The organism is Fructilactobacillus sp. Tb1 (assembly GCF_050500285.1).
GTDB lineage: Bacteria > Bacillota > Bacilli > Lactobacillales > Lactobacillaceae > Fructilactobacillus.
In genome coordinates, this window is sequence record NZ_CP191377.1 from 1087921 (window position 1) to 1108802 (window position 20882).

15 protein-coding genes, 3 tRNA genes and 3 rRNA genes are annotated in these 20882 nt (G+C 38.0%); 19 read left to right on the plus strand and 2 right to left on the minus strand.

Annotated features, from left to right (window positions below):
• Positions 1 to 9: 9 nt before the first annotated feature.
• From ACQW5G_RS05625 to ACQW5G_RS05650, 6 genes are all read left to right on the plus strand, one after another.
• Positions 10 to 342, plus strand: a complete 333-nt coding sequence (locus ACQW5G_RS05625) for an AzlD domain-containing protein (RefSeq protein WP_429970480.1) — start codon at positions 10 to 12, stop codon at positions 340 to 342.
• 131 nt (positions 343 to 473) lie between these two features.
• On the plus strand, positions 474 to 1238 hold the full coding sequence (locus ACQW5G_RS05630) for a hypothetical protein (protein WP_429970481.1): 765 nt from the start codon (positions 474 to 476) through the stop codon (positions 1236 to 1238).
• A 9-nt stretch (positions 1239 to 1247) separates the two neighbouring features.
• Positions 1248 to 2327: an AI-2E family transporter gene (locus ACQW5G_RS05635; protein ID WP_429970482.1), complete on the plus strand. Its 1080-nt coding sequence runs from the start codon at positions 1248 to 1250 to the stop codon at positions 2325 to 2327.
• A gap of 56 nt (positions 2328 to 2383) precedes the next feature.
• On the plus strand, positions 2384 to 3082 hold the full coding sequence (locus tag ACQW5G_RS05640) for a 2,3-diphosphoglycerate-dependent phosphoglycerate mutase (protein ID WP_429970483.1): 699 nt from the start codon (positions 2384 to 2386) through the stop codon (positions 3080 to 3082).
• A gap of 137 nt (positions 3083 to 3219) precedes the next feature.
• On the plus strand, positions 3220 to 4698 hold the full coding sequence (locus ACQW5G_RS05645) for an MDR family MFS transporter (RefSeq protein WP_429970484.1): 1479 nt from the start codon (positions 3220 to 3222) through the stop codon (positions 4696 to 4698).
• Entirely contained in the window at positions 4698 to 5456 is a 759-nt protein-coding gene (locus tag ACQW5G_RS05650; RefSeq protein ID WP_429970485.1) for a DUF4811 domain-containing protein, read from the plus strand. The genes ACQW5G_RS05645 and ACQW5G_RS05650 overlap by 1 nt, the downstream gene beginning before the upstream one ends.
• 52 nt (positions 5457 to 5508) lie before the next feature.
• Here the strand turns inward: ACQW5G_RS05650 and ACQW5G_RS05655 are convergent, their stop codons facing one another.
• The gene (locus ACQW5G_RS05655; protein ID WP_429970486.1) at positions 5509 to 6399 is read right to left on the minus strand and encodes a metal ABC transporter solute-binding protein, Zn/Mn family; all 891 of its coding nucleotides are present in this window, start codon (positions 6397 to 6399) and stop codon (positions 5509 to 5511) included.
• 338 nt (positions 6400 to 6737) lie between these two features.
• Here ACQW5G_RS05655 and ACQW5G_RS05660 point away from each other — a divergent pair.
• The 7 genes from ACQW5G_RS05660 to mscL all read left to right on the plus strand — a co-directional run bounded on the left by ACQW5G_RS05660 (position 6738) and on the right by mscL (position 12485).
• A 16S ribosomal RNA gene (locus ACQW5G_RS05660) occupies positions 6738 to 8314 on the plus strand.
• Between the two features lie 95 nt (positions 8315 to 8409).
• Positions 8410 to 8484 (plus strand) — tRNA-Ile (locus tag ACQW5G_RS05665).
• Between the two features lie 27 nt (positions 8485 to 8511).
• Positions 8512 to 8584: transfer RNA gene (locus ACQW5G_RS05670), tRNA-Ala, on the plus strand.
• Between the two features lie 172 nt (positions 8585 to 8756).
• A 23S ribosomal RNA gene (locus ACQW5G_RS05675) occupies positions 8757 to 11672 on the plus strand.
• 87 nt (positions 11673 to 11759) lie between these two features.
• A 5S ribosomal RNA gene (rrf, locus tag ACQW5G_RS05680) occupies positions 11760 to 11876 on the plus strand.
• The 16S, 23S and 5S rRNA genes sit together here with 3 tRNA genes alongside, the layout of an rRNA operon.
• A gap of 79 nt (positions 11877 to 11955) precedes the next feature.
• Positions 11956 to 12028: transfer RNA gene (locus tag ACQW5G_RS05685), tRNA-Thr, on the plus strand.
• An 88-nt stretch (positions 12029 to 12116) separates the two neighbouring features.
• Positions 12117 to 12485 (plus strand): large-conductance mechanosensitive channel protein MscL, encoded by a 369-nt coding sequence (gene mscL / locus ACQW5G_RS05690; RefSeq protein ID WP_429970487.1) that lies wholly within the window; start codon positions 12117 to 12119, stop codon positions 12483 to 12485.
• Between the two features lie 11 nt (positions 12486 to 12496).
• Here mscL and helD read toward each other — a convergent pair whose 3' ends face one another.
• The gene (helD, locus tag ACQW5G_RS05695) at positions 12497 to 14794 is read right to left on the minus strand and encodes an RNA polymerase recycling motor HelD (RefSeq protein ID WP_429970488.1); all 2298 of its coding nucleotides are present in this window, start codon (positions 14792 to 14794) and stop codon (positions 12497 to 12499) included.
• A 304-nt stretch (positions 14795 to 15098) separates the two neighbouring features.
• On the opposite strand from helD, the gene trpS reads away from it, so the two are divergent.
• Genes trpS through ACQW5G_RS05725 form a run of 6 tightly spaced genes read left to right on the plus strand, consistent with a single transcriptional unit; the run spans position 15099 to position 20879 of the window.
• Positions 15099 to 16118, plus strand: a complete 1020-nt coding sequence (gene trpS, locus ACQW5G_RS05700) for a tryptophan--tRNA ligase (RefSeq protein WP_429970489.1) — start codon at positions 15099 to 15101, stop codon at positions 16116 to 16118.
• 27 nt (positions 16119 to 16145) lie between these two features.
• Complete coding sequence (locus ACQW5G_RS05705) at positions 16146 to 17069, plus strand: exopolyphosphatase (protein WP_429970490.1); 924 nt, start codon at positions 16146 to 16148, stop codon at positions 17067 to 17069.
• A gap of 21 nt (positions 17070 to 17090) precedes the next feature.
• On the plus strand, positions 17091 to 18347 hold the full coding sequence (locus ACQW5G_RS05710; RefSeq protein WP_429970491.1) for a hydroxymethylglutaryl-CoA reductase, degradative: 1257 nt from the start codon (positions 17091 to 17093) through the stop codon (positions 18345 to 18347).
• A 1-nt stretch (position 18348) separates the two neighbouring features.
• Entirely contained in the window at positions 18349 to 19311 is a 963-nt protein-coding gene (locus ACQW5G_RS05715; RefSeq protein ID WP_429970492.1) for an IpaB/EvcA family protein, read from the plus strand.
• Positions 19312 to 19323: 12 nt separating this feature from the next.
• Complete coding sequence (locus ACQW5G_RS05720) at positions 19324 to 20034, plus strand: NAD-dependent protein deacylase (protein WP_429970493.1); 711 nt, start codon at positions 19324 to 19326, stop codon at positions 20032 to 20034.
• A 2-nt stretch (positions 20035 to 20036) separates the two neighbouring features.
• Positions 20037 to 20879 carry a DUF72 domain-containing protein gene (locus tag ACQW5G_RS05725; RefSeq protein ID WP_429970494.1) on the plus strand — a complete coding sequence of 281 codons (843 nt, stop codon included), beginning with the start codon at positions 20037 to 20039 and terminating at the stop codon, positions 20877 to 20879.
• Positions 20880 to 20882: the final 3 nt, after the last annotated feature.

Genomic DNA, 20882 nt, shown 5'->3' on the forward strand with positions numbered 1-20882 from the left:
GATTAAATTATGGAAATGAACGGAATGCAACACTTTCTGTTAGTTATACTTTGTTTTTTTGTAGCATTGTTACCAAGATTTATCCCGCTCTACATCTTTAGAACTCGAAAAATCCCTAAATGGTTTAACGAATGGATGGAATTTGTTCCCATTTGTTTGTTCACTTCATTGGTAATTAAAGATTTATTTATTACAAAAACTTACGATTTTACATTACAAGGACACTTACCTGAATTAATTTCTAGTGTGGTAGTTATCGCAATTGCTTTTTGGACTCGTTCAATGGCATTATCAGTTATTATCGGATTAGGTTTAGTTTTTACACTTGCAATGTTTCTATAATGATATGAAGAAAAGGTTCTAGCCATTGGTTAGAACCTTTTTATTATGGTTATTACCATAATTGATAAAACCGGGGATATGGTATAATCGAAGATAATTGTTATGTTTTAAATGTACGGGGGAAGTTTTTAATGAAAAAATGGATGTCAGGGATGATTATCCTAGTAGTTTTTATCTTAATAGGTAGTGTAGTTTTTATTAATCATGAAAGTAAAGCAAAAAAATATCATACTAACATTGAAAAAGGCCATAATGCCTTAAATAAAAAGCAATATGATAAAGCGCAAAAACATTTTAAAAATGCATTAGATACTAATCCATCATCAAATGATGCTAGTCAATTGAGTAATCAAGTTAGTAATTATATTGATGGGGAAAATGGATTAAATTCCAATGATTTTGACACTGCCAAGAATAATTTTGAAAAAGTAACTAAAATAACCAATGCTTCAGATGTTTTAGTTAACCGATCTAATGAAAAAATCAAATTAGTTAATGAAATCAATAATTCAATCAATAATTATAATCAAATTTATAGTGTGGCAGTTGCCCAACATAATGCAAAAAATTATACTGCTTCAAATGCAACATTGAATCAGATTTTAGATGATAATAAAATAAATGAAAAATATTATAGTGATATTTTAGCTAAGGCTCAAGATTTACGAAAATCCAATTTAGCAATGTTGAATTCAGATGATGAAAACGGTAATGAATCTAAAACTGCAAATAACTCTGAAGGAAATGAACAATCTAAATCAAAGAGTGATGCCAGTTCAACTGATAACAATGCTAGTACTCCAGCAACTAGTAATAATAGTACTGTAACTACTAAAAATGATGATTCACTTAATGCTTATACAAACCCAAGTGAATATCAAAATAGGTTTAATTAGGAGAAAATAATGCAAGCACACTGGAATAATTTTATTAATAACGTTCGATTGAGAAGAGCAGCAGTTTTAATGCTAATTATTGCCATCGTTTATCTTTGCCGCAACGTGATGACTACGGCACTGTTGACGTTTATTTTTACATTACTAGTTGTTAAGCTGGTGGATGCGATTCGGAAACGTGTCAAAATCCCAGTTCCAATTATTGTAATCTGCTTGTATTTGTTAATTATTGGTGCAATTACATTTGTATTCATTAATTTTTTGCCAACCATTGCTGATCAAACAGCCAAATATACTGAGCAACTGGTAACTTTCTATCAACATCCTCGTAGGATTGCTGATCCACAAGTACGCGAAGTCGTAATTAAAGTAATGCACAGCGTGAATGTGCCTAATCAAATTCAGGATGCTGTTGGATATTTATGGAGTTTCTTGTCTAGTTTAGGAACATTAAGCTTGGCGTTATTCATGTCAATGCTATTAAGTTTCTTCTTTACCCTAGAACTTGATCAAACAAAACGGTTCTCAGCCAAATTTCTAGATAGTACTTTTGGGTGGTTCTTCCAAGATTTAAAATTTTTTGGTGACATTTTCGTGCAAACCTTTGGGGTAGTATTAGAGGCACAATTCTTCATTGCTATTTGTAACACAACAATCACAACGATTTGTTTAGCCTTTATGGGGATGCCGGAGTTAGTCCTATTTTCAATTATGATTTTCTTCTTGAGCTTAGTACCAGTTGCCGGAGTGATTGTATCAATGATTCCGTTATCAATTGCAGGATATGCAGTTGGAGGAATTAATTATGTAATCTATATCGTGATTATCATTTTAGTTGTCCACGCTATTGAAGCTTATATTTTGAATCCTAAATTCATGTCAGCAAGAACTGAGCTTCCAATTTTTTACACGTTTGTTGTGTTATTAATTGGAGAACATTTCTTAGGGACGTGGGGTCTGATCGTTTCTGTTCCAATTTTTACATTTTTCTTAGATGTTTTTGGAGTTCAAAAAGTTAACGAAGTAAATAAAGATCATGAGAAAAATTCAGGTTTTGTGAGAAAATTATTAAAAAAATATGTAAAATGATGTTATGATGTAAACGTAATACTAATATAGACTTTAATTCGAAAGAGGTATAAACAATGGCTAAATTATGTTTAATCCGTCACGGACAAAGTGAATGGAACTTAGAAAACAAATTTACTGGTTGGGTTGATGTTGACCTAAGTGAAGAAGGAGTTAAGCAAGCTAAACATGCTGGTAAGTTAATTGCCGATGCAGGTCTTGAATTCGACCAAGCTTACACTTCAGTTTTAAAACGTGCCATTAAAACTTTGCACTACGCTTTAGATGAAAGTAACCAATTATGGATTCCAGAAATGAAATCATGGCGTTTAAACGAACGTCATTATGGTGCTTTACAAGGTCACAACAAAGAACGTGCTGCTGAAAAGTATGGTCCAGATCAAGTTCACATCTGGCGTCGTTCATACGATGTTCTACCTCCACTATTGAGTGCCGATGATGAAGGATCTGCAACTAAAGATCGTCGTTATGCTGATTTAGATCCACGTGCAATTCCAGCAGGTGAAAACCTTAAGACTACTTTGGAACGTGTAATTCCATTCTGGCAAGACGAAATTGCTCCTAAATTATTAGATCACAAGAACGTGATTGTTGCTGCTCATGGTAACTCATTACGTGCCTTAACTAAGTACATTGAAGGCATTTCTGATGAAGACATCATGGATGTTGAAATTGCTACTGGTGATCCAATTGTTTACGATATTGACGAAAACTTAAACATCGTAAGCAAGACTAAGCTAGACGAAAACAGATAATTAATTGAATTAAGTTTGTACTTTTAATAGTGCAGGCTTTTTTTATAGCAAATAAATAATTGTCAGATTACTTGACAATTGTTAAAATGCTCGTATAGTAATAGTTATGTTTAGAAATATATATGGGGGATTTATACATGAACAATAATCAAGCTGTTGATGCAAACGGCAAACCATACAATCGTACGATGTTTGTCCTTTTGCTTTTAGTCGGTGCATTCGTGGCCGTTTTAAATCAAACTATTTTGGCAACTGCTTTCCCTACATTAATGGATACATTCGATATTAATACTTCTACTGTCCAATGGTTAACCACTGGATTCATGATGGTAAATGGTATCTTAATTCCTGTTAGTGCATGGCTAAGTACTCGATTCAATACCAAATGGCTTTATTTAGGCGCAATGCTTATTTTTGAAATTGGTACAGTGATGGCCTTTATAGCACCATCATTTGAAGTACTTTTTGCTGGTCGATTGATTCAAGCTGTTGGGGTAGGGGTTATTATGCCGTTACTTCAAACTATTATGCTTTCAATCTTCCCTGCTGAAAATCGTGGTGCCGCCATGGGTATGGCCGGTATCGTTATTGGACTTGCTCCTGCGATTGGACCTACACTTTCAGGTTGGATCATTGATAACTATTCATGGCGTGACTTATTTGGAATGCTAATTCCAATCGCCGCTATTGTGTTAGTTCTTGGTGTTTTCTACATTAAACCAGTTCTTAAAACTACTAAATCAAAATTAGATGTCTTTTCATTAGTTCTATCTACAATTGGTTTTGGTAGTGCCTTATACGGATTCTCATCAGTTGGTTCTGACGGATGGGGTAGCAAGACTGTTATCGTTTCATTAGTAATCGGTGCAATCTTCATCGCGTTATTCGTATGGCGTCAATTAACTATGAAAGACCCATTCTTGAACCTTTCAGTATTCAAGTCTGCTGAATTCAGTATTGCAACTATGATTGCATCTGTTGTCTTCATGGCTATGATTGGGGTAGAAATGATCATTCCACTTTACCTACAAATCGTACGTGGTATGACTGCCTTCCATTCTGGTTTAACTCTATTGCCTGGTGCTATTATGATGGGTATCATGAGTCCCTTTACTGGTAAGATCTTTGATAAATATGGTGCTAAGAAATTAGCTATCGGTGGTTTATTCTTACTTTCATTGGGTACTTTCCCATTCATGTTCTTAACTAAGAACACACCAGTTCACTACATTACAATGCTTTACGTAATTCGTATGTTCGGGGTTGCTATGGCTATGATGCCTGTTACTACTTCAGGTATGAACGCATTATCAGTTAAGATGATGAGTCATGGTACTGCTGTTAATAATACGGTTCGTCAAATCTGTGGTTCAATTGCCACTGCTATCATGGTATCAATTCTTGCTAATGTAACTACTGATAACATGCCTGCAAAACACATTATGAAACTCAACCCAATCCATTACGGAAGTTTAGCAATTAATGCAACCTTAAAGGGTTATGCTGCTGCCTTTGGTATTGCCTTTGGTATCAGTTTAGTAGCCTTCTTTGCTGGATTTATGTTGAAAAAGGGCCGCGTTACTGCAGTTGAAGTAGGTAAGGGGGACGATAAATAATGATTTTTGTAATTTTAGGAATTTCTGTTTTAGCATTCTTCTTATGCTGGAATTTAATTGAAAATCAAAAAGTATCAAATGTTACTGGTATCTTCTTTGCTATTTTAGCCATTTTGTCAGTTTTGGCCATGCTTGGTAACTTTAGAAACCACATGGGTATGGAAAAACAAACAGTTGTTACAACTGAAAAAATTGCTCCCGTACAACAAATGATGATTATGAATCAACCAGTTGGAACTGATGGTACTGAACGTGCCGTAATTTATAACAAAAAGGCTGATCAAAAGAAACCAACTGTTGCTAAGCCAGCAATGGATACTAAAAATGTAATTAAAGAAAATGCCGCAAAAAATGAACTTGTAACTAAGAGTACTTATTGGGTTTACAAGAACAACTTCTATAAGGCAATGTTTAGCTTTGCGCAAAAGCATGAACTTATCAAACGGACTAAAACCTTTAACGTTAAGAGTGGTGTGCTAGTTATGACACCTGCTCAAGCTAAAGAATTTGGTGCTAAGATGAAGGCTGAAGCAAAAGCTATGCAATCAAATCCAGAAGCAATGGCAGCTGCCAAGGCTAAAGGTGCTGAATATGTTCAAGGCAAGATGATGACTGATATGCAAAAGAATCCAAACATGTCTGCTGCTCAAAAAGAAAAATTGAGTAAGAAATATGCTGCTGAATTCCAAGCACAATCAAAAGCTCAAGCAATGGCTCAACTTTCACAAAAAGTTGCTGCCGAAATGAACATTAAATAATTTGAAACAAAATAAATGGACTTCACTAATTAGTGGAGTCCATTTTTGTATGCTATTGTTTTTGTTGGATTTTTAAGACTTGTTGGTATTCATCAGTCATCCATTGAAGATATGTTTTACCTTTTGGTTGCGTTTCAGTGACGTTCACGATTGGAATATGATTTTGTTTAGCTAGTTTTACCATATTAGTAACGACTGGATCATATGATTGCGTGTTGTTAACGAAGAACGTGATTTGATGATGCTTAATTTGATTTTGAAGTTGTGATATGTCTTGAACGGAAGGATCAACTCCTTTATCAACTGAGTTAGCGAAATCAGGATCGATAACTTTGTATCCCATAGCTTGAAGGGAATAGTTAAAAACGGGTTCGCTAACGGCGACGGATGCATCATGCGAGTTTTGTTTGATTGTATTCAACAGTTTCTGGATAGGTTGCCAGTCTTTTTGATATTGTTTTGCATTGGCTTCATATTGACGCTCGTGTTTAGGATCTTGCTTTGAATACACTTGTGCTAACTTGTCTGCAAGCTTAGGCATTGTAGCTGGATTGTACCAAAGATGTTCATTACTTCCGTCTGAGGCATGAAGAAGCGTTGCTACGGTAATATTTTTGATGTGTTTGGTATTGGCACTTGCAAGAATATTATTCATCCAATCATCATAGCCAACTCCATTATCAATTACAACATTGGCTTCATTAACTTTTTTAGAATCATTAATAGTAGGCTCGAAGTCATGTGGATCGACATTTGAATTGATGATAGATTGAACTTTAACGTGGTTACCACCAACTTTTTTAGCTACATCACTATAGAAGTTTACGGAGGTTACTACGTTAATTTTATTTGGTTTAGTTTTGTTTTTGTTTGTACAGGCCGCTAGTGGGAGAACTAATAAAAGACAGACCCCAATTAGTAGACTTTTATGATGTTTTAACAACAGATAAGCTCCTTAAAAAATATTTTTGACTTTTTTGACCTTTATTGTTGACATTGTTCTTTATTCATTATATTATAGTAATCGTTCGTTAAGGACAAAAGTGATTTGCCAATAAATAAATTTTAAATTATTTTTGATTTATTGTTGACAGATTTAGTTTTAACGAGTAACATAGTTCTTGTTCTGTTACGGCAGAACTTGAGTAGATCTTTGAAAACTGAACAAGATTTTGATTACAATAAAGTGTAAGGATAATTTTTAAACTTAGTTTAGAAATTAAACAATTGCAATGTCAATTTGCGAAAAGTAATAAATAAGAGCTAGTAAAGTTCTCATTCTAAAATGAGAGTTTGATCCTGGCTCAGGACGAACGTTGGCGGCGTGCCTAATACATGCAAGTCGAACGAAGTCGCCTAATTGAAATGAGATGCTTGCATCGATTTGATTTTAGATCCGACTGAGTGGCGAACTGGTGAGTAACACGTGGGTAACCTGCCCAGAAGAAGGGGATAACACCTGGAAACAGATGCTAATACCGTATAACAACAAGAACCGCATGGTTCTTGTTTGAAAGCTGGCCTTTGTGCTAGTGCTTCTGGATGGACCCGCGGCGTATTAGCTAGTTGGTGAGATAATAGCTCACCAAGGCGATGATACGTAGCAGACCTGAGAGGGTAATCTGCCACAATGGGACTGAGACACGGCCCATACTCCTACGGGAGGCAGCAGTAGGGAATCTTCCACAATGGACGAAAGTCTGATGGAGCAACGCCGCGTGAGTGAAGAAGGGTTTCGGCTCGTAAAACTCTGTTGTTAGAGAAGAACGGCCGTGAGAGTAACTGCTCACGGTGTGACGGTATCTAACCAGAAAGTCACGGCTAACTACGTGCCAGCAGCCGCGGTAATACGTAGGTGGCAAACGTTGTCCGGATTTATTGGGCGTAAAGGGAGCGCAGGCGGTTTATTAAGTCTGATGTGAAAGCCTTCGGCTTAACCGGAGAAGTGCATCGGAAACTGATAAACTTGAGTGCAGAAAAGGATAGCGGAACTTCATGTGTAGCGGTGAAATGCGTAGATATATGAAGGAACACCAGTGGCGAAGGCGGCTATCTGGTCTGTAACTGACGCTGAGGCTCGAAAGCATGGGTAGCAAACAGGATTAGATACCCTGGTAGTCCATGCCGTAAACGATGAATGCTAGGTGTTGGGAGGTTTCCGCCTCTCAGTGCCGGAGCTAACGCATTAAGCATTCCGCCTGGGGAGTACGACCGCAAGGTTGAAACTCAAAGGAATTGACGGGGACCCGCACAAGCGGTGGAGCATGTGGTTTAATTCGATGCTACGCGAAGAACCTTACCAGGACTTGACATCTTCTGCCAATCTAAGAGATTAGACGTTCCCTTCGGGGACAGAATGACAGGTGGTGCATGGTTGTCGTCAGCTCGTGTCGTGAGATGTTGGGTTAAGTCCCGCAACGAGCGCAACCCTTGTCTTTAGTTGCCAGCATTAAGTTGGGCACTCTAGAGAGACTGCCGGTGATAAACCGGAGGAAGGTGGGGACGACGTCAAATCATCATGCCCCTTATGTCCTGGGCTACACACGTGCTACAATGGGCGATACAACGAGTTGCGAAACCGCGAGGTCAAGCTAATCTCTTAAAGTCGTTCTCAGTTCGGATTGCAGTCTGCAACTCGACTGCATGAAGTTGGAATCGCTAGTAATCGTGGATCAGCATGCCACGGTGAATACGTTCCCGGGTCTTGTACACACCGCCCGTCACACCATGAGAGTTTGTAACACCCAAAGTCGGTTGGATAACCTTTTAGGAGTCCGCCGCCTAAGGTGGGACAGATGATTAGGGTGAAGTCGTAACAAGGTAGCCGTAGGAGAACCTGCGGCTGGATCACCTCCTTTCTAAGGAATAATTCGGAACCTTACATTAATCAAAATCTTATTCAGTTTTGAGAGTTTCTACTCTCTTAATTAAATATTCATAGTATTCGCTTTTTGGGCCTATAGCTCAGCTGGTTTAGAGCGCACGCCTGATAAGCGTGAGGTCGGTGGTTCGAGTCCACTTAGGCCCATACCGAAAAGTCGGTTTTGAATATTATGGGGAATTAGCTCAGCTGGGAGAGCACCTGCTTTGCAAGCAGGGGGTCAGCGGTTCGATCCCGCTATTCTCCATTGGCACGTTAGTGTCATTGATTTTGTTCTTTGAAAACTAGATAATATTATTTTCTGTAATAATTATATTTTTATATAATTGAACCGAGAAATAACCATTGTGTTATTTTTGAGTTTTTTAATTAGTTTTAATCGCTAAAACTCAATATAATTTATAATCCGTAGGATTATAGGTTAAGTTAATAAGGGCGCATGGTGAATGCCTTGGTACTAGGAGCCGATGAAGGACGCAACTAACTGCGATAAGCTTCGGGGAGCTGTACGTAAGCTTTGATCCGGAGATTTCCGAATGAGGAAACTCGACCAGTGTAATGGCTGGTCATTGCATAGTGAATACATAGCTATGCAAAGGCAGACGAGGGGAACTGAAACATCTAAGTACCCTCAGGAATATAAAGAAATTTCGATTCCCTAAGTAGCGGCGAGCGAACGGGGAATAGCCCAAACCGAACCCTTGTGGTTCGGGGTTGTAGGACTGAACATTTGAGTTACAAAAGTATTTGATAGTTGAATTAGCTGGGAAGCTAAGCCAAAGAGAGTGATAGCCTCGTAAGCGAAATCAAATACCCTCAGTTCAGGATCCTGAGTACGGCGACACACGTGAAACGTCGTCGGAATCTGGGAGGACCATCTCCCAAGGCTAAATACTACCTAGTGACCGATAGTGAACCAGTACCGTGAGGGAAAGGTGAAAAGCACCCCGGAAGGGGAGTGAAATAGTTCCTGCAACCATGTGCCTACAAGCAGTCAGAGTCCGTTAATGGATGATGGCGTGCCTTTTGTAGAATGAACCGGCGAGTTACAGTTGCATGCAAGGTTAAGCCGAAAAAGCGGAGCCGTAGCGAAAGCGAGTCTTAATAGGGCGTCTTAGTATGTTGCCGTAGACCCGAAACCAGGTGATCTACCCATGTCCAGGATGAAAGTGCGGTAATACGCACCGGAGGTCCGAACCCGTGTACGTTGAAAAGTGCTGGGATGAGGTGTGGGTAGCGGTGAAATTCCAAACGAACTTGGAGATAGCTGGTTCTCTCCGAAATAGCTTTAGGGCTAGCCTCGGAATAAGAATCATGGAGGTAGAGCCACTGTTTGAGCAAGGGGTCCATCTAGGATTACTAAGTTCAGATAAACTCCGAATACCATTGATTTATGTCCGGGAGTCAGACTATGAGTGATAAGATCCATAGTCGAAAGGGGAACAGCCCAGACCGCCAGTTAAGGTCCCTAAATATATGCTAAGTGGAAAAGGAAGTGGAGTTGCATAGACAACTAGGATGTTGGCTCAGAAGCAGCCACCATTTAAAGAGTGCGTAATAGCTCACTAGTCGAGTGATTCTGCGCCGAAAATTTACCGGGGCTAAGCATATTACCGAGACTGCGGACGCAACTATGTTGCGTGATAGGAGAGCGTTCTAAGGGCAATGAAGGTAGACCGTAAGGACTGCTGGAGCGCTTAGAAGTGAGAATGCCGGTATGAGTAGCGAAAGATCAGTGAGAATCTGATCCACCGTATGACTAAGGTTTCCTGGGGAAGGCTCGTCCACCCAGGGTTAGTCGGGACCTAAGCCGAGGCTGAGAAGCGTAGGCGATGGATAACAGGTTGAGATTCCTGTACTAGTTAATTATGTTTGAACAACGGAGGGACGCAGTAGGCTAAGATATGCGCACTGTTGGATATGTGCGTTTAAATTGTAAGTCAGTTTGAGAGTCAAATGCTTTCAAGCGGGTTGACAAGCAATGATGAGGATCGAAATTTAAGTAGAGAAGTATCTGACGTCACACTGCCGAGAAAAGCTTCTAGTTAGTAATTAATTACCCGTACCGCAAACCGACACAGGTAGTCGAGGAGAGTATCCTCAGGTGAGCGAGAGAACTATTGTTAAGGAACTCGGCAAAATGACCCCGTAACTTCGGAAGAAGGGGTGCTGACCGCAAGGTCAGCCGCAGTGAAAAGACTCAAACGACTGTTTATCAAAAACACAGGTTTATGCAAAATCGTAAGATGAAGTATATGGGCTGACGCCTGCCCGGTGCTGGAAGGTTAAGTGGAAGTGTTAGCTTCGGCGAAGCACCGAAATGAAGCCCCAGTAAACGGCGGCCGTAACTATAACGGTCCTAAGGTAGCGAAATTCCTTGTCGGGTAAGTTCCGACCCGCACGAAAGGCGTAACGATTTGAGTACTGTCTCAACGATAGACTCGGTGAAATTAAGATACCTGTGAAGAAGCAGGTTACCCGCGACAGGACGGAAAGACCCCATGGAGCTTTACTGTAGCTTGATATTGGGTGTTTACATAACTTGTACAGGATAGGTAGGAGCCATAGAAGCCGGGACGCTAGTCTCGGTGGAGGCGTTAGTGGGATACTACCCTTGTTATGTGAACACTCTAACCCTGCGCACTGATCGTGCGCGGAGACAGTGTCTGGTTGGCAGTTTGACTGGGGCGGTCGCCTCCTAAATAGTAACGGAGGCGCTCAAAGGTTTGCTTAGAATGGTTGGAAATCATTCCTAAAGTGTAAAGGCAAAAGCAAGCTTGACTGCGAGACATACAGGTCGAGCAGGGACGAAAGTCGGACTTAGTGATCCGGTGGTACCGTATGGAAGGGCCATCGCTCAACGGATAAAAGCTACCCTGGGGATAACAGGCTTATCTCCCCCAAGAGTTCACATCGACGGGGAGGTTTGGCACCTCGATGTCGGCTCATCGCATCCTGGGGCTGTAGTTGGTCCCAAGGGTTGGGCTGTTCGCCCATTAAAGCGGTACGCGAGCTGGGTTCAGAACGTCGTGAGACAGTTCGGTCCCTATCCGTCGCGGGCGCAGGAAATTTGAGAGGAGCTGTCCCTAGTACGAGAGGACCGGGATGGACATACCGCTGGTGTATCAGTTGCGCCGCCAGGCGCATTGCTGAGTAGCTATGTATGGATGAGATAAACGCTGAAAGCATCTAAGTGTGAAACTCGCCTCAAGATGAGATTTCCCATTCCTTTATGGAAGTAAGACCCCTGAAAGATGATCAGGTAGATAGGTTAGAAGTGGAAGCGTAGTGATACGTGAAGCGGACTAATACTAATCGGTCGAGGACTTAACCAAGTATTTATATTATAGATACAATGGAAAATATCGGAAGAAAATAATATTGTCTAGTTTTGAGAGAACGAAGTTCTTTCAAAAAAATAGTGTGGTGGCGATAGCCTGAAGGATACACCTGTTCCCATGCCGAACACAGAAGCTAAGCTTCAGCACGCCAAAAGTAGTTGGGGGATCGCCCCCTGCGAGGATAGGACGTTGCCACGCAAGCAAAAAAAGACTTTAGCATTTAGCTAAGGTCTTTTTTGTTGTTCATAATCTAGAATAGATATGATAAAATTAATTTGCCGCTTTAGCTCAATAGGTAGAGCACTTCCATGGTAAGGAAAAGATTCAGGGTTCAAATCCCCGAAGCGGCTTAATCGTAAAAAACGAATGTGTATAAAATCACAATCAATACTGCTATAATATTCATGATAGTTAATAATTAATTGGAGGAATAGTAGTATGTTAAAAGATTTTAAAGAGTTCATTTCTAAGGGAAACGTAGTAGATATGGCCGTTGGTGTTATCATTGGAGCTGCATTTACTTCAATTGTCACTTCTTTAGTAAAAAATCTAATTAATCCTTTGATTGGGATTTTCTTAGGAAAAGTGGATCTTTCTAATTTAGTAGTTAAAGTAGGGTCAGCTACATTTAGATATGGGTCATTTATCAATTCAGTAATTAACTTTTTAATCATTGCATTTGTGGTATTTTTAATTGTTAAAATTTTGACTAAATATCATGTGATTGCAGAGAAAAAAGCTAAAGTAAGTAGTACCGATAAATATCTTGAAGAAATTGTTACTTTATTGAAAAAAGATCAAAAATAAAAAGTTGAGAATTATTTCTCAACTTTTTTTATTTCAATTAAATGCTTTTTGATGGCTTTTTCTGGGATTAAAGGGCTAATGGTTTGATTACTAATTAATGTGAGTGAATGCATAGCTCTCGTCATAATTGTATATAAAATTCCTAAACTATGTTCATTAGGATAATTTTCTGCGGAAATATCCCAACCAATAATATCATCAAATTCCATTCCTTTAGCTAGATACACTGGTAAAATAATAACTTTTTTATCAATTGTACGGGCTGAATCTGAAACTAATAGGGGATCAAAATCTTTACGTAATTTGCGATATAATAATTCAGCTTCTTGCCGATTTTTAGTGATAATTGCGACTGAATCTTTGAGTTTTAGTTTATCTGTAATAATTTGTTTAAGTCGGTTGATGCTAGCATTTTCATCTGGTTCAACGTACATCATTGGTTTTTCCCCATCCCGATTAAAAGCTTCAATGTGTTCACCATCAGGTAACAACGAACTAGCAAAAGTAGTGATAGGATAGGTTGAACGATATGAACGGTTTAAATGAATCAAACGAGCATGTTTCACGGGAATAGCGTCATTTAATTTTTTTAGGAGCTGTGTAGCCGCTTCGACATCTTTAAAAATAGCTTGCTCACTATCACCAATTAAATTAAACTTAGCGTTCTTGAAAATTAATTTCAAATACATAATTTCTGCAATGGAGTAATCTTGAACTTCATCAATAAATAGGTATTTAATGTTATTATTTTTATTTTCACCCGTGAATTTATCACGAAGATATAACATTGGGGCGGCATCATCTAAGCGAACTTGATGAAACTCAAATTGGTGTTTGAACTGAGCAATGTCAGCATTCCAATCAAGTGATTTAATATCATCAGGCAACTTAACGTTCGCTAAAAAATCAGTGTATTGCGTAAAGGGATCCCAAAAACTGTTGTTATAAATGGCATCATAGACAATTCGCAAATGTTCTTGGGCAATTTGATAAGCAATGTAATCATGCTCTGCATCAAAATTTTCAAAGTCAGATGGTTTCTTATCAATTAAATAATTATGATATTCTTCATCAGATAACGAATCCATACGGTCTAACACCCAATCATCATGGATATCTGCTTGAATGCGATGCTTTAAAGTTTTAATTAAAGTGTTTTTAGTTTTTAGTAATTTATCAGCTAACTGTAAGTTTGGATTTAGACTACTATAAATTTTTTGAATATCTTCTTTTGCAAAAAAGACATTTCCTTGAAAATAAATATCAGTAAAGACAATTTGATCACCTGAAAGATGATTCAAATAATCATCAATTTGATTAATAAATTGCTTACTACCTTTTAAATCATGAATTTGTGTATTAGCCGTATGATCTTCAAAACGACTGAATAAAGTCTGAACTTTAATCCCTTCAAAACGTTGTGAGAAGAATTCTGCTAACGTAACTTGACGCATATTTCGCTCACCTAAACTAGGTAAAACGTCTTTGATATAGTTTGAGAATAAGAGGTTAGGTGAGAATAAGATAATTTGACTGGCATTTAAGTCATCCCGGCTGTGATAAAGCAAAAAGGCAATTCGTTGTAATAAAGCCGAAGTTTTTCCAGATCCAGCGACCCCTTGAACTACTAATAAATCACTCTTAGTGTCACGAATGATATCATTTTGTTCTCGTTGAATGGTAGCAACAATATTGCGCAATTGATCAGAACTTTTAGCATTCAATTCTTTTTGTAATAGTTCATCACCAACTGTTTCATTGGTATCGAACATATTGATAATCTGACCATCTTTAATTTGAAATTGCCGTTTTTTCAATAAATCAGTGTTCTGGACACCATTTGGCGTATCATAGCTAACTTTACCTAACGTTCCGTTGTAATAAATACTAGAAATAGGAGCGCGCCAATCATGAATTAAAAATTCACCAGTAGTATCGTCTAACAAAGAAGCCGTCCCAATGTACAATTGATCAATATCGGGATAACCTTCATCTTTAATATCAATTCGGCCAAAGTAAGGTGAATGTTTCAATTCTTTGAAAGTGCGTAGTTGACGTTTAACGATATTTTCATCCTCAACAACTTTGTTAACTAAAGTTCTTTGTTGTTGTAAATCAGCCTTAGTTTCAATTCGGTCATCAGCTTCTAAATAGTTAACGGAAGTATTGATACCGTAGTTCTTTTGAACTTGTTGGGCTTCAGCTTCTGCATCTGCCACATCTTGTTTAGTTTTACTGATTTTTTGGTTCAATAAATCAGAAATAAACGTTACTCGTTGTTGTTCTTTTTTTTCATCTTGCTTGTCCAAAATAACTACTCCTCGTTTATAAGTCGGTCATAAGTTTAGTTGGAAAAAGCCGTGCTGTCAATTTGTTTGAACTTTGACATTTACAACCAAAACCCCTAAAATTAAACTAAAGTTTAGTAGTTGAGTCACCTTAACAGAGAGGTCAGATTTGCTGAAAATGACCAGACAAGACGAAATGGGTTAATGGTTAACAACCTTATAGTTATTAGTGGCATTTTAACGAATGCAAATTAGGTGGTACCACGTTTCGGCGTCCTATTGATTTTTATCAATGGGCGCTTTTTTGATAGAAAGGAATATTATTATGACTAAAAAACCAATTATCTTAACTGGAGATCGTCCTACAGGTAAATTACATATTGGACACTTCGTCGGTTCATTACAAAACCGAGTTAAATTACAAAATACTGGAGATTACGAACCATTCATCATGATTGCTGATATGCAAGCTTTGACTGACAATGCACGTGATCCTGAAAAAATCCGTAACAGTCTTTTCCAAGTTGCTTTAGATTACTTGGCTGTCGGAATTGATCCAACTAAATCAACAATTTTTGTGCAATCACAAATTCCCGCTTTAAACGAATTAACCATGATTTACATGAATTTAGTTTCTGTTGCACGTTTGGAAAGAAATCCAACTGTTAAACACGAAATCCAACAAAAGAGTTTCAAAGAAAGTGTTCCAGCCGGATTCCTAACTTACCCAGTCTCACAAGCAGCTGATATTACCGCTTTTAAAGCCACTGTTGTGCCCGTTGGTGATGATCAAGAACCAATGTTGGAACAAACCCGTGAAATCGTCCGTAGCTTTAACAGTGCATACCATACAGATGTATTAGTTGAACCAAAAGGATACTTCCCACCAAAGGGTGAAGGTCGGATTCCTGGTTTAGATGGTAACGCTAAAATGAGTAAATCATTAAACAACTGTATTTATTTATCAGATGATGCTGAAACAGTAAAGAAAAAAGTTATGTCAATGTACACTGATCCAAACCATATTCACGTTGAAGATCCTGGTAAAGTTGAAGGAAACGTGGTCTTCACTTACTTAGATATCTTTGCGGATGACAAAGCTAAAGTCCAAGAACTCAAAGATCAATACACTCGTGGTGGTCTTGGAGATGTTAAAATTAAATTATACTTAAACGAAGTATTACAAAATATTTTGACTCCAATTCGTGAACGTCGCGAAAAATTTGAACAAGATCCTGCTAAGGTTTACAAGATTTTAGAAGAAGGTAGTAAAAAGGCTAACAAAGTTGCAGAACAAACTTTACAAGAAGCACGGGACGCAATGGGAATTAATTACTTTAACTAGTCTAGCCCGCTAGTAGAGGAGATTCGGATGGAAAATTTTGTCATCATTGATATCGGTTCGAACTCGGTACGAATGGCCGTGTATCAAATTAATGCGGATGGAACCTACCATGAAGTAAAACGAATGAAGAATGATGCCCGTTTATCAGAAGGTATGGGTTCAAAAAACATTTTGCAATTTTCAGCAATGAAGCGAACAATTGCTGCTTTGAAACATTTTAAATTAGAATATAGTCGTTTAGAGAATGTAACAGTTCGTGCAATTGCAACAGCTGCAGTACGGCAAGCACAAAATCAACAAGATTTCCTCAATAGTATTAAAGAAGAATTAGGCTTAGATGTCCATGTGTTGACAGGAAATACAGAAGCTTATTATGACTATGAGGGTGTTGTTGAGCGTGTTAGCATTAAAGATTATGTTCTGATGGATATCGGTGGTGCTAGCGTTGAAATCGTGCATGTGCGGAATAAAAAAGCAATCAACTACGTTAGTATTCCAACTGGTGCTGTTAAAATGACGGAACGATTTAATTTAAGTGATGAAATTACAGCTGCTAATTTATTTGCAGCGCAACAATTCATTATTGAGATGTATAGTAAAATTGGCTGGCTAAATCATCCCGTACATTATCCAATTGTTTTAATTGGAGGAGCTGCCAGAACTTTAGCACGCATTAATCGCCGCCATCAACATTTTAAACATGTTGATCGAATTCAAGATTACCAACTAACGAGAAAACAAATTAATCACACGATGAGAATCTTTCTCAATGACAATTTAAAACAGCGGCAACAAATTAACGGTCTTGAAAGTGATCGGGCTGATGTAATTGTGGGTGGATTAATTAATCTAACTTCTGTAATGGACTTTATTGATTCCAAACGCGTAATTTTCTCTGATGGAGGAGTTCGTGAAGGAGTCGTTAACGAATACGTAGAACAACAACATTAGTTAAGAAATGGAGTTAAGCAAATGACAAACCTTAGTGGCTTTTTTCGCAAACCATATCAAGAACGTCTTAATTTAGTAGCTGAATATGCTAACTTAACTGAAGCTGAATTAACTACCATTAATAATGCTTTTCAATCAGTTGGAAGTGAACTAATTGAAAATTATTTGACTGATTATGGCCTTCCAGAAGGAATTGCAACTAATTTTCAAGTTAATGGTAAAGATTACCTAATTCCGATGGTTACTGAGGAACCCTCAGTAATTGCTGCTGCAAGTAACGGTGCAAAAATGTTACGAGATGGTGGAGGAATTACTGCCACAGCTGAAAGTCGAGTTTTAACTGGTGAAATTATTTTAAAAACTGATAATGTTCTTGGAGTTCAAGATTGGTTTGAAAAAAATAAAGATAAATTAATTGAAATTGCCTTAAAAGCGCATCCAAGTATTACGCAATATGGTGGGATTCGTGACATCAAATACAATATGATTGACGAAGAACACGTTTCTTTTGAATTATTTGTTGATGTTGGAGATGCCATGGGTGCTAACACTATGAATTCAATGTTAGAAGCCGCAGCAAAAAACATTGAAATTAATCTAGGGCAAGAAGTATTGATGAGTATTCTTTCTAACTATGGTGATTATAATATTGTAATTGCTAAAGGAATGGTTCCGTTTGATGCGTTGCAACGTGCTGATCTCACTGGTGAAGCCGTGGCCCGTAAAATTGAAGAAGCATCTCATGTAGCTAATATTTATCCTAAACGGGCTGCAACGCATAATAAAGGTATCATGAATGGAATTGATGCTGTGGTAGTTGCTACCGGAAATGATTGGCGGGCAGTTGAAGCCGCTACTCATTCCTATGCTGCTCGCAAGGGTTCTTATAAAGGGCTTACGAAATGGCGTGTGACTGATAATGGTCTCGAGGGAATGATTAAGCTTCCAATTCCAACTGGTACAATTGGGGGAGCAACCCATTTACTACCCATGAGTAAGATTAACTATCAAATTCTTGGAATCACTGGTGCCATTGAAATGATGGAAGTACTAGCTGGAGTTGGTTTGGCCCAAAACTTAGCGGCTTTGAAAGCATTGGTCACAGATGGAATTCAACGTGGTCACATGCGGTTACAACTTAAATCATTAGCAATGACAGCTGGTGCTAAAAAAGATGAAATTAAACGAGTAGTAACTAGATTAGCAGAGTTACCGGATGCTGCTCAAAATCTAGAAAATGCTACTAGAATTTTAGATGAAATTAAAGGAGCAAACTAAATTGGCAGAAGAATTAAAATTAGGTCCTAAAGCCCAAAGTTTATTGAACGCTGTATCCCGTTTCTTTGACGGAGATGTTCAAGTCCAATTTATTGGTAACTTAAAATCAGGTTATGTAAAACATGACCAAGCGCAAATTATGCAAGATGGTAAAAATTTGTTTGTCCAAATTAATGACCAAACAGAACCAGATTTTATTGCAACTCATGAATTGTTGCATTTATTAATGACTTTACGTGGTTTTCCGCAAGTCTACTTTCCTTTAACTACTGACGATGATGCATTAGACGAACAACTTCGGTTTATCGGAACGGAATTATTTGATGTAATTGCTCATTTTGTCGTTTACTCTGAACAACGAAAACATGGATTGGTAACTCCTCAAGTAGAGCAAGAATACATTAAAGGAGTTCGACAAACTATTACACCTGAACAAGGAAAAGTTGATCCAGAAATGATTCTCCGAGTTGTAACTGTTTTGGATGCAATGGTTTTCTTTGGCGATAAATTTGCTGATAATGACGCCGTTTTTGTGCAAAACTTTCCGATTGCAACTGAAGCAGCTAAACGACTCTATAAAATTATTACCGAAAAACCAACCGATAGTCCATTTTCATTCCGTCGCAATGTCGTTAAATTATTCAAGGCTTTTGATGCTCAGCTAAAAGGCTGGAATTTGCCAGAACTTCATTTAACTGATTTTGCCATGGTGACATCTGTGTTTTCAGAACGTCAACTTGGGTTAAAAGTTAGCCAAGTCTTTAAACTTTACCATTCCCAACTTAAAAACAAAGCCACTTTAACGCGTGCGTACATTGGTTTTGCTTCAGCTGATGATCAAAACTCATTTATTTTAGCTGGACCAACCGACGACAAACAAGCGGAAGCGTTTATTCAAACTGCCTATGCTAAGACAGTGAAAGATTTATTTGATGAATTGAAAATTCCTTACTTGATTAGATAAACGAGGCTACTCATGGAAATGAATGAATTACAAAAAATGTTTGATGAGGCAAATCAAATTGTATTTTTAACTGGAGCAGGAGTTTCTACGCCGTCTGGTATTCCAGATTATCGCTCCAAAGGTGGTTTATACACTACTGATGATACGGATAAGCCAGCCGAATATTATTTAAGTCATGATTGTTTAGTCAACGAACCAGACGTTTTTTATCATTACGTAATGAATAATATGTATTATCCAGATGCTAAACCCAACGTAATTCATGACAAACAAGCTGAGTTAACGAGATTAAATCGAGCTGCGATTGTGACTCAAAATGTTGATGGGTTATATCAACAAGCCGATGCCCATCATTTATCTGAATTCCATGGCAATCTTTATGATATTTACTGTCAAAAATGTGGCAAACACGTTGATTACCAAACCTATGCTAAATCAATGTACCACCAAAATTGTGGTGGCATTTTACGGCCTAACATTGTGTTATATGGTGAAGGAATCAACGAAGAAACGGTTATGCATAGTATTCAAGCTGTCCAATCAGCAGATTTAATTGTGATTGTGGGAACTTCGATGCGCGTTTATCCTTTTGCGGGATTACTTGATTATCGTCAAACTGGTGCTAGGGTTCTAGTGATTAATCAAGAAGAATTAAATTTACCTGTTCCGTTTATTATGCAAAAAATGGATGCTGTGAAATTTTTTACAGATTTAAGAGTTTAATTATGATTAAAGTGGGCTTAACTACTTGGACAGACCATCCATTTTTAGCAGATAACCAAAAAGCAAAAATTACGCTTCCAGAATATAGTGATTATTTTTCGATTGTGGAAGTAGATAGTCCATTCTATGCCATTCCTAAGATTGAATGGGTTAAAAAATGGCTAGCAGAAGTTCCCCATGATTTTCAGTTTATTGTTAAGGCTAATTCTGCAATGACGAAAACACCAATGGGAAAGCAACCAGAGGACTTATCAGAGGGAGAATTACAGCAACTATTTGTTAAATTTAGAACCGTTTTTCAACCGATGCTTGATAGCCATCAATTGGCATCATTTTTATTTCAATTTCCACCATCATTTCCCTGTAATCAAGTAAATGTCCAATATTTACGCCAGATTAGAAAGTGGATGGGAAACGCGCCGATATCATTTGAGTTTCGGAATGCTTCCTGGCTAAGTGAAAAACTTAGTAAAAAAACGGATGCGTTTCTTACCGAGCTAAAAATAACGGAAGTGATTGTTGATGAACCACATAATTTATCCAATGGTTTGCCATTTCATCCAGTGATAACTAATCAGCAGTTAGTGTATGTCCGTCTTCATGGACATAATGAGGTTGATTGGGCGAAGGGAACCCGGGAAAGATATCGCTACCGTTATCAGAAAGCCGAATTAGAAGAAATTGCACAAAAAATTACAACTCTAGCTCAATCAGCTAAAGAAGTAGTAGTGATTTTTAATAATAATACTGGTAAAGATGCTGCTGAAAATGCGATGATGATGAAACAAATTCTGCATTTAAAAGCAAATAACTTAGCTACAACGCAGTTAGACTTGTTCCAATGACAT

Coding starts and splice junctions, on each gene's coding strand:
- ACQW5G_RS05625 (WP_429970480.1), top strand. CDS start 10: ATGGAAATGAACGGAATGCAACACTTTCTGTTAGTTATACTTTGTTTT.
- ACQW5G_RS05630 (WP_429970481.1), top strand. CDS start 474: ATGAAAAAATGGATGTCAGGGATGATTATCCTAGTAGTTTTTATCTTA.
- ACQW5G_RS05635 (WP_429970482.1), top strand. CDS start 1,248: ATGCAAGCACACTGGAATAATTTTATTAATAACGTTCGATTGAGAAGA.
- ACQW5G_RS05640 (WP_429970483.1), top strand. CDS start 2,384: ATGGCTAAATTATGTTTAATCCGTCACGGACAAAGTGAATGGAACTTA.
- ACQW5G_RS05645 (WP_429970484.1), top strand. CDS start 3,220: ATGAACAATAATCAAGCTGTTGATGCAAACGGCAAACCATACAATCGT.
- ACQW5G_RS05650 (WP_429970485.1), top strand. CDS start 4,698: ATGATTTTTGTAATTTTAGGAATTTCTGTTTTAGCATTCTTCTTATGC.
- mscL (WP_429970487.1), top strand. CDS start 12,117: ATGTTAAAAGATTTTAAAGAGTTCATTTCTAAGGGAAACGTAGTAGAT.
- trpS (WP_429970489.1), top strand. CDS start 15,099: ATGACTAAAAAACCAATTATCTTAACTGGAGATCGTCCTACAGGTAAA.
- ACQW5G_RS05705 (WP_429970490.1), top strand. CDS start 16,146: ATGGAAAATTTTGTCATCATTGATATCGGTTCGAACTCGGTACGAATG.
- ACQW5G_RS05710 (WP_429970491.1), top strand. CDS start 17,091: ATGACAAACCTTAGTGGCTTTTTTCGCAAACCATATCAAGAACGTCTT.
- ACQW5G_RS05720 (WP_429970493.1), top strand. CDS start 19,324: ATGGAAATGAATGAATTACAAAAAATGTTTGATGAGGCAAATCAAATT.
- ACQW5G_RS05725 (WP_429970494.1), top strand. CDS start 20,037: ATGATTAAAGTGGGCTTAACTACTTGGACAGACCATCCATTTTTAGCA.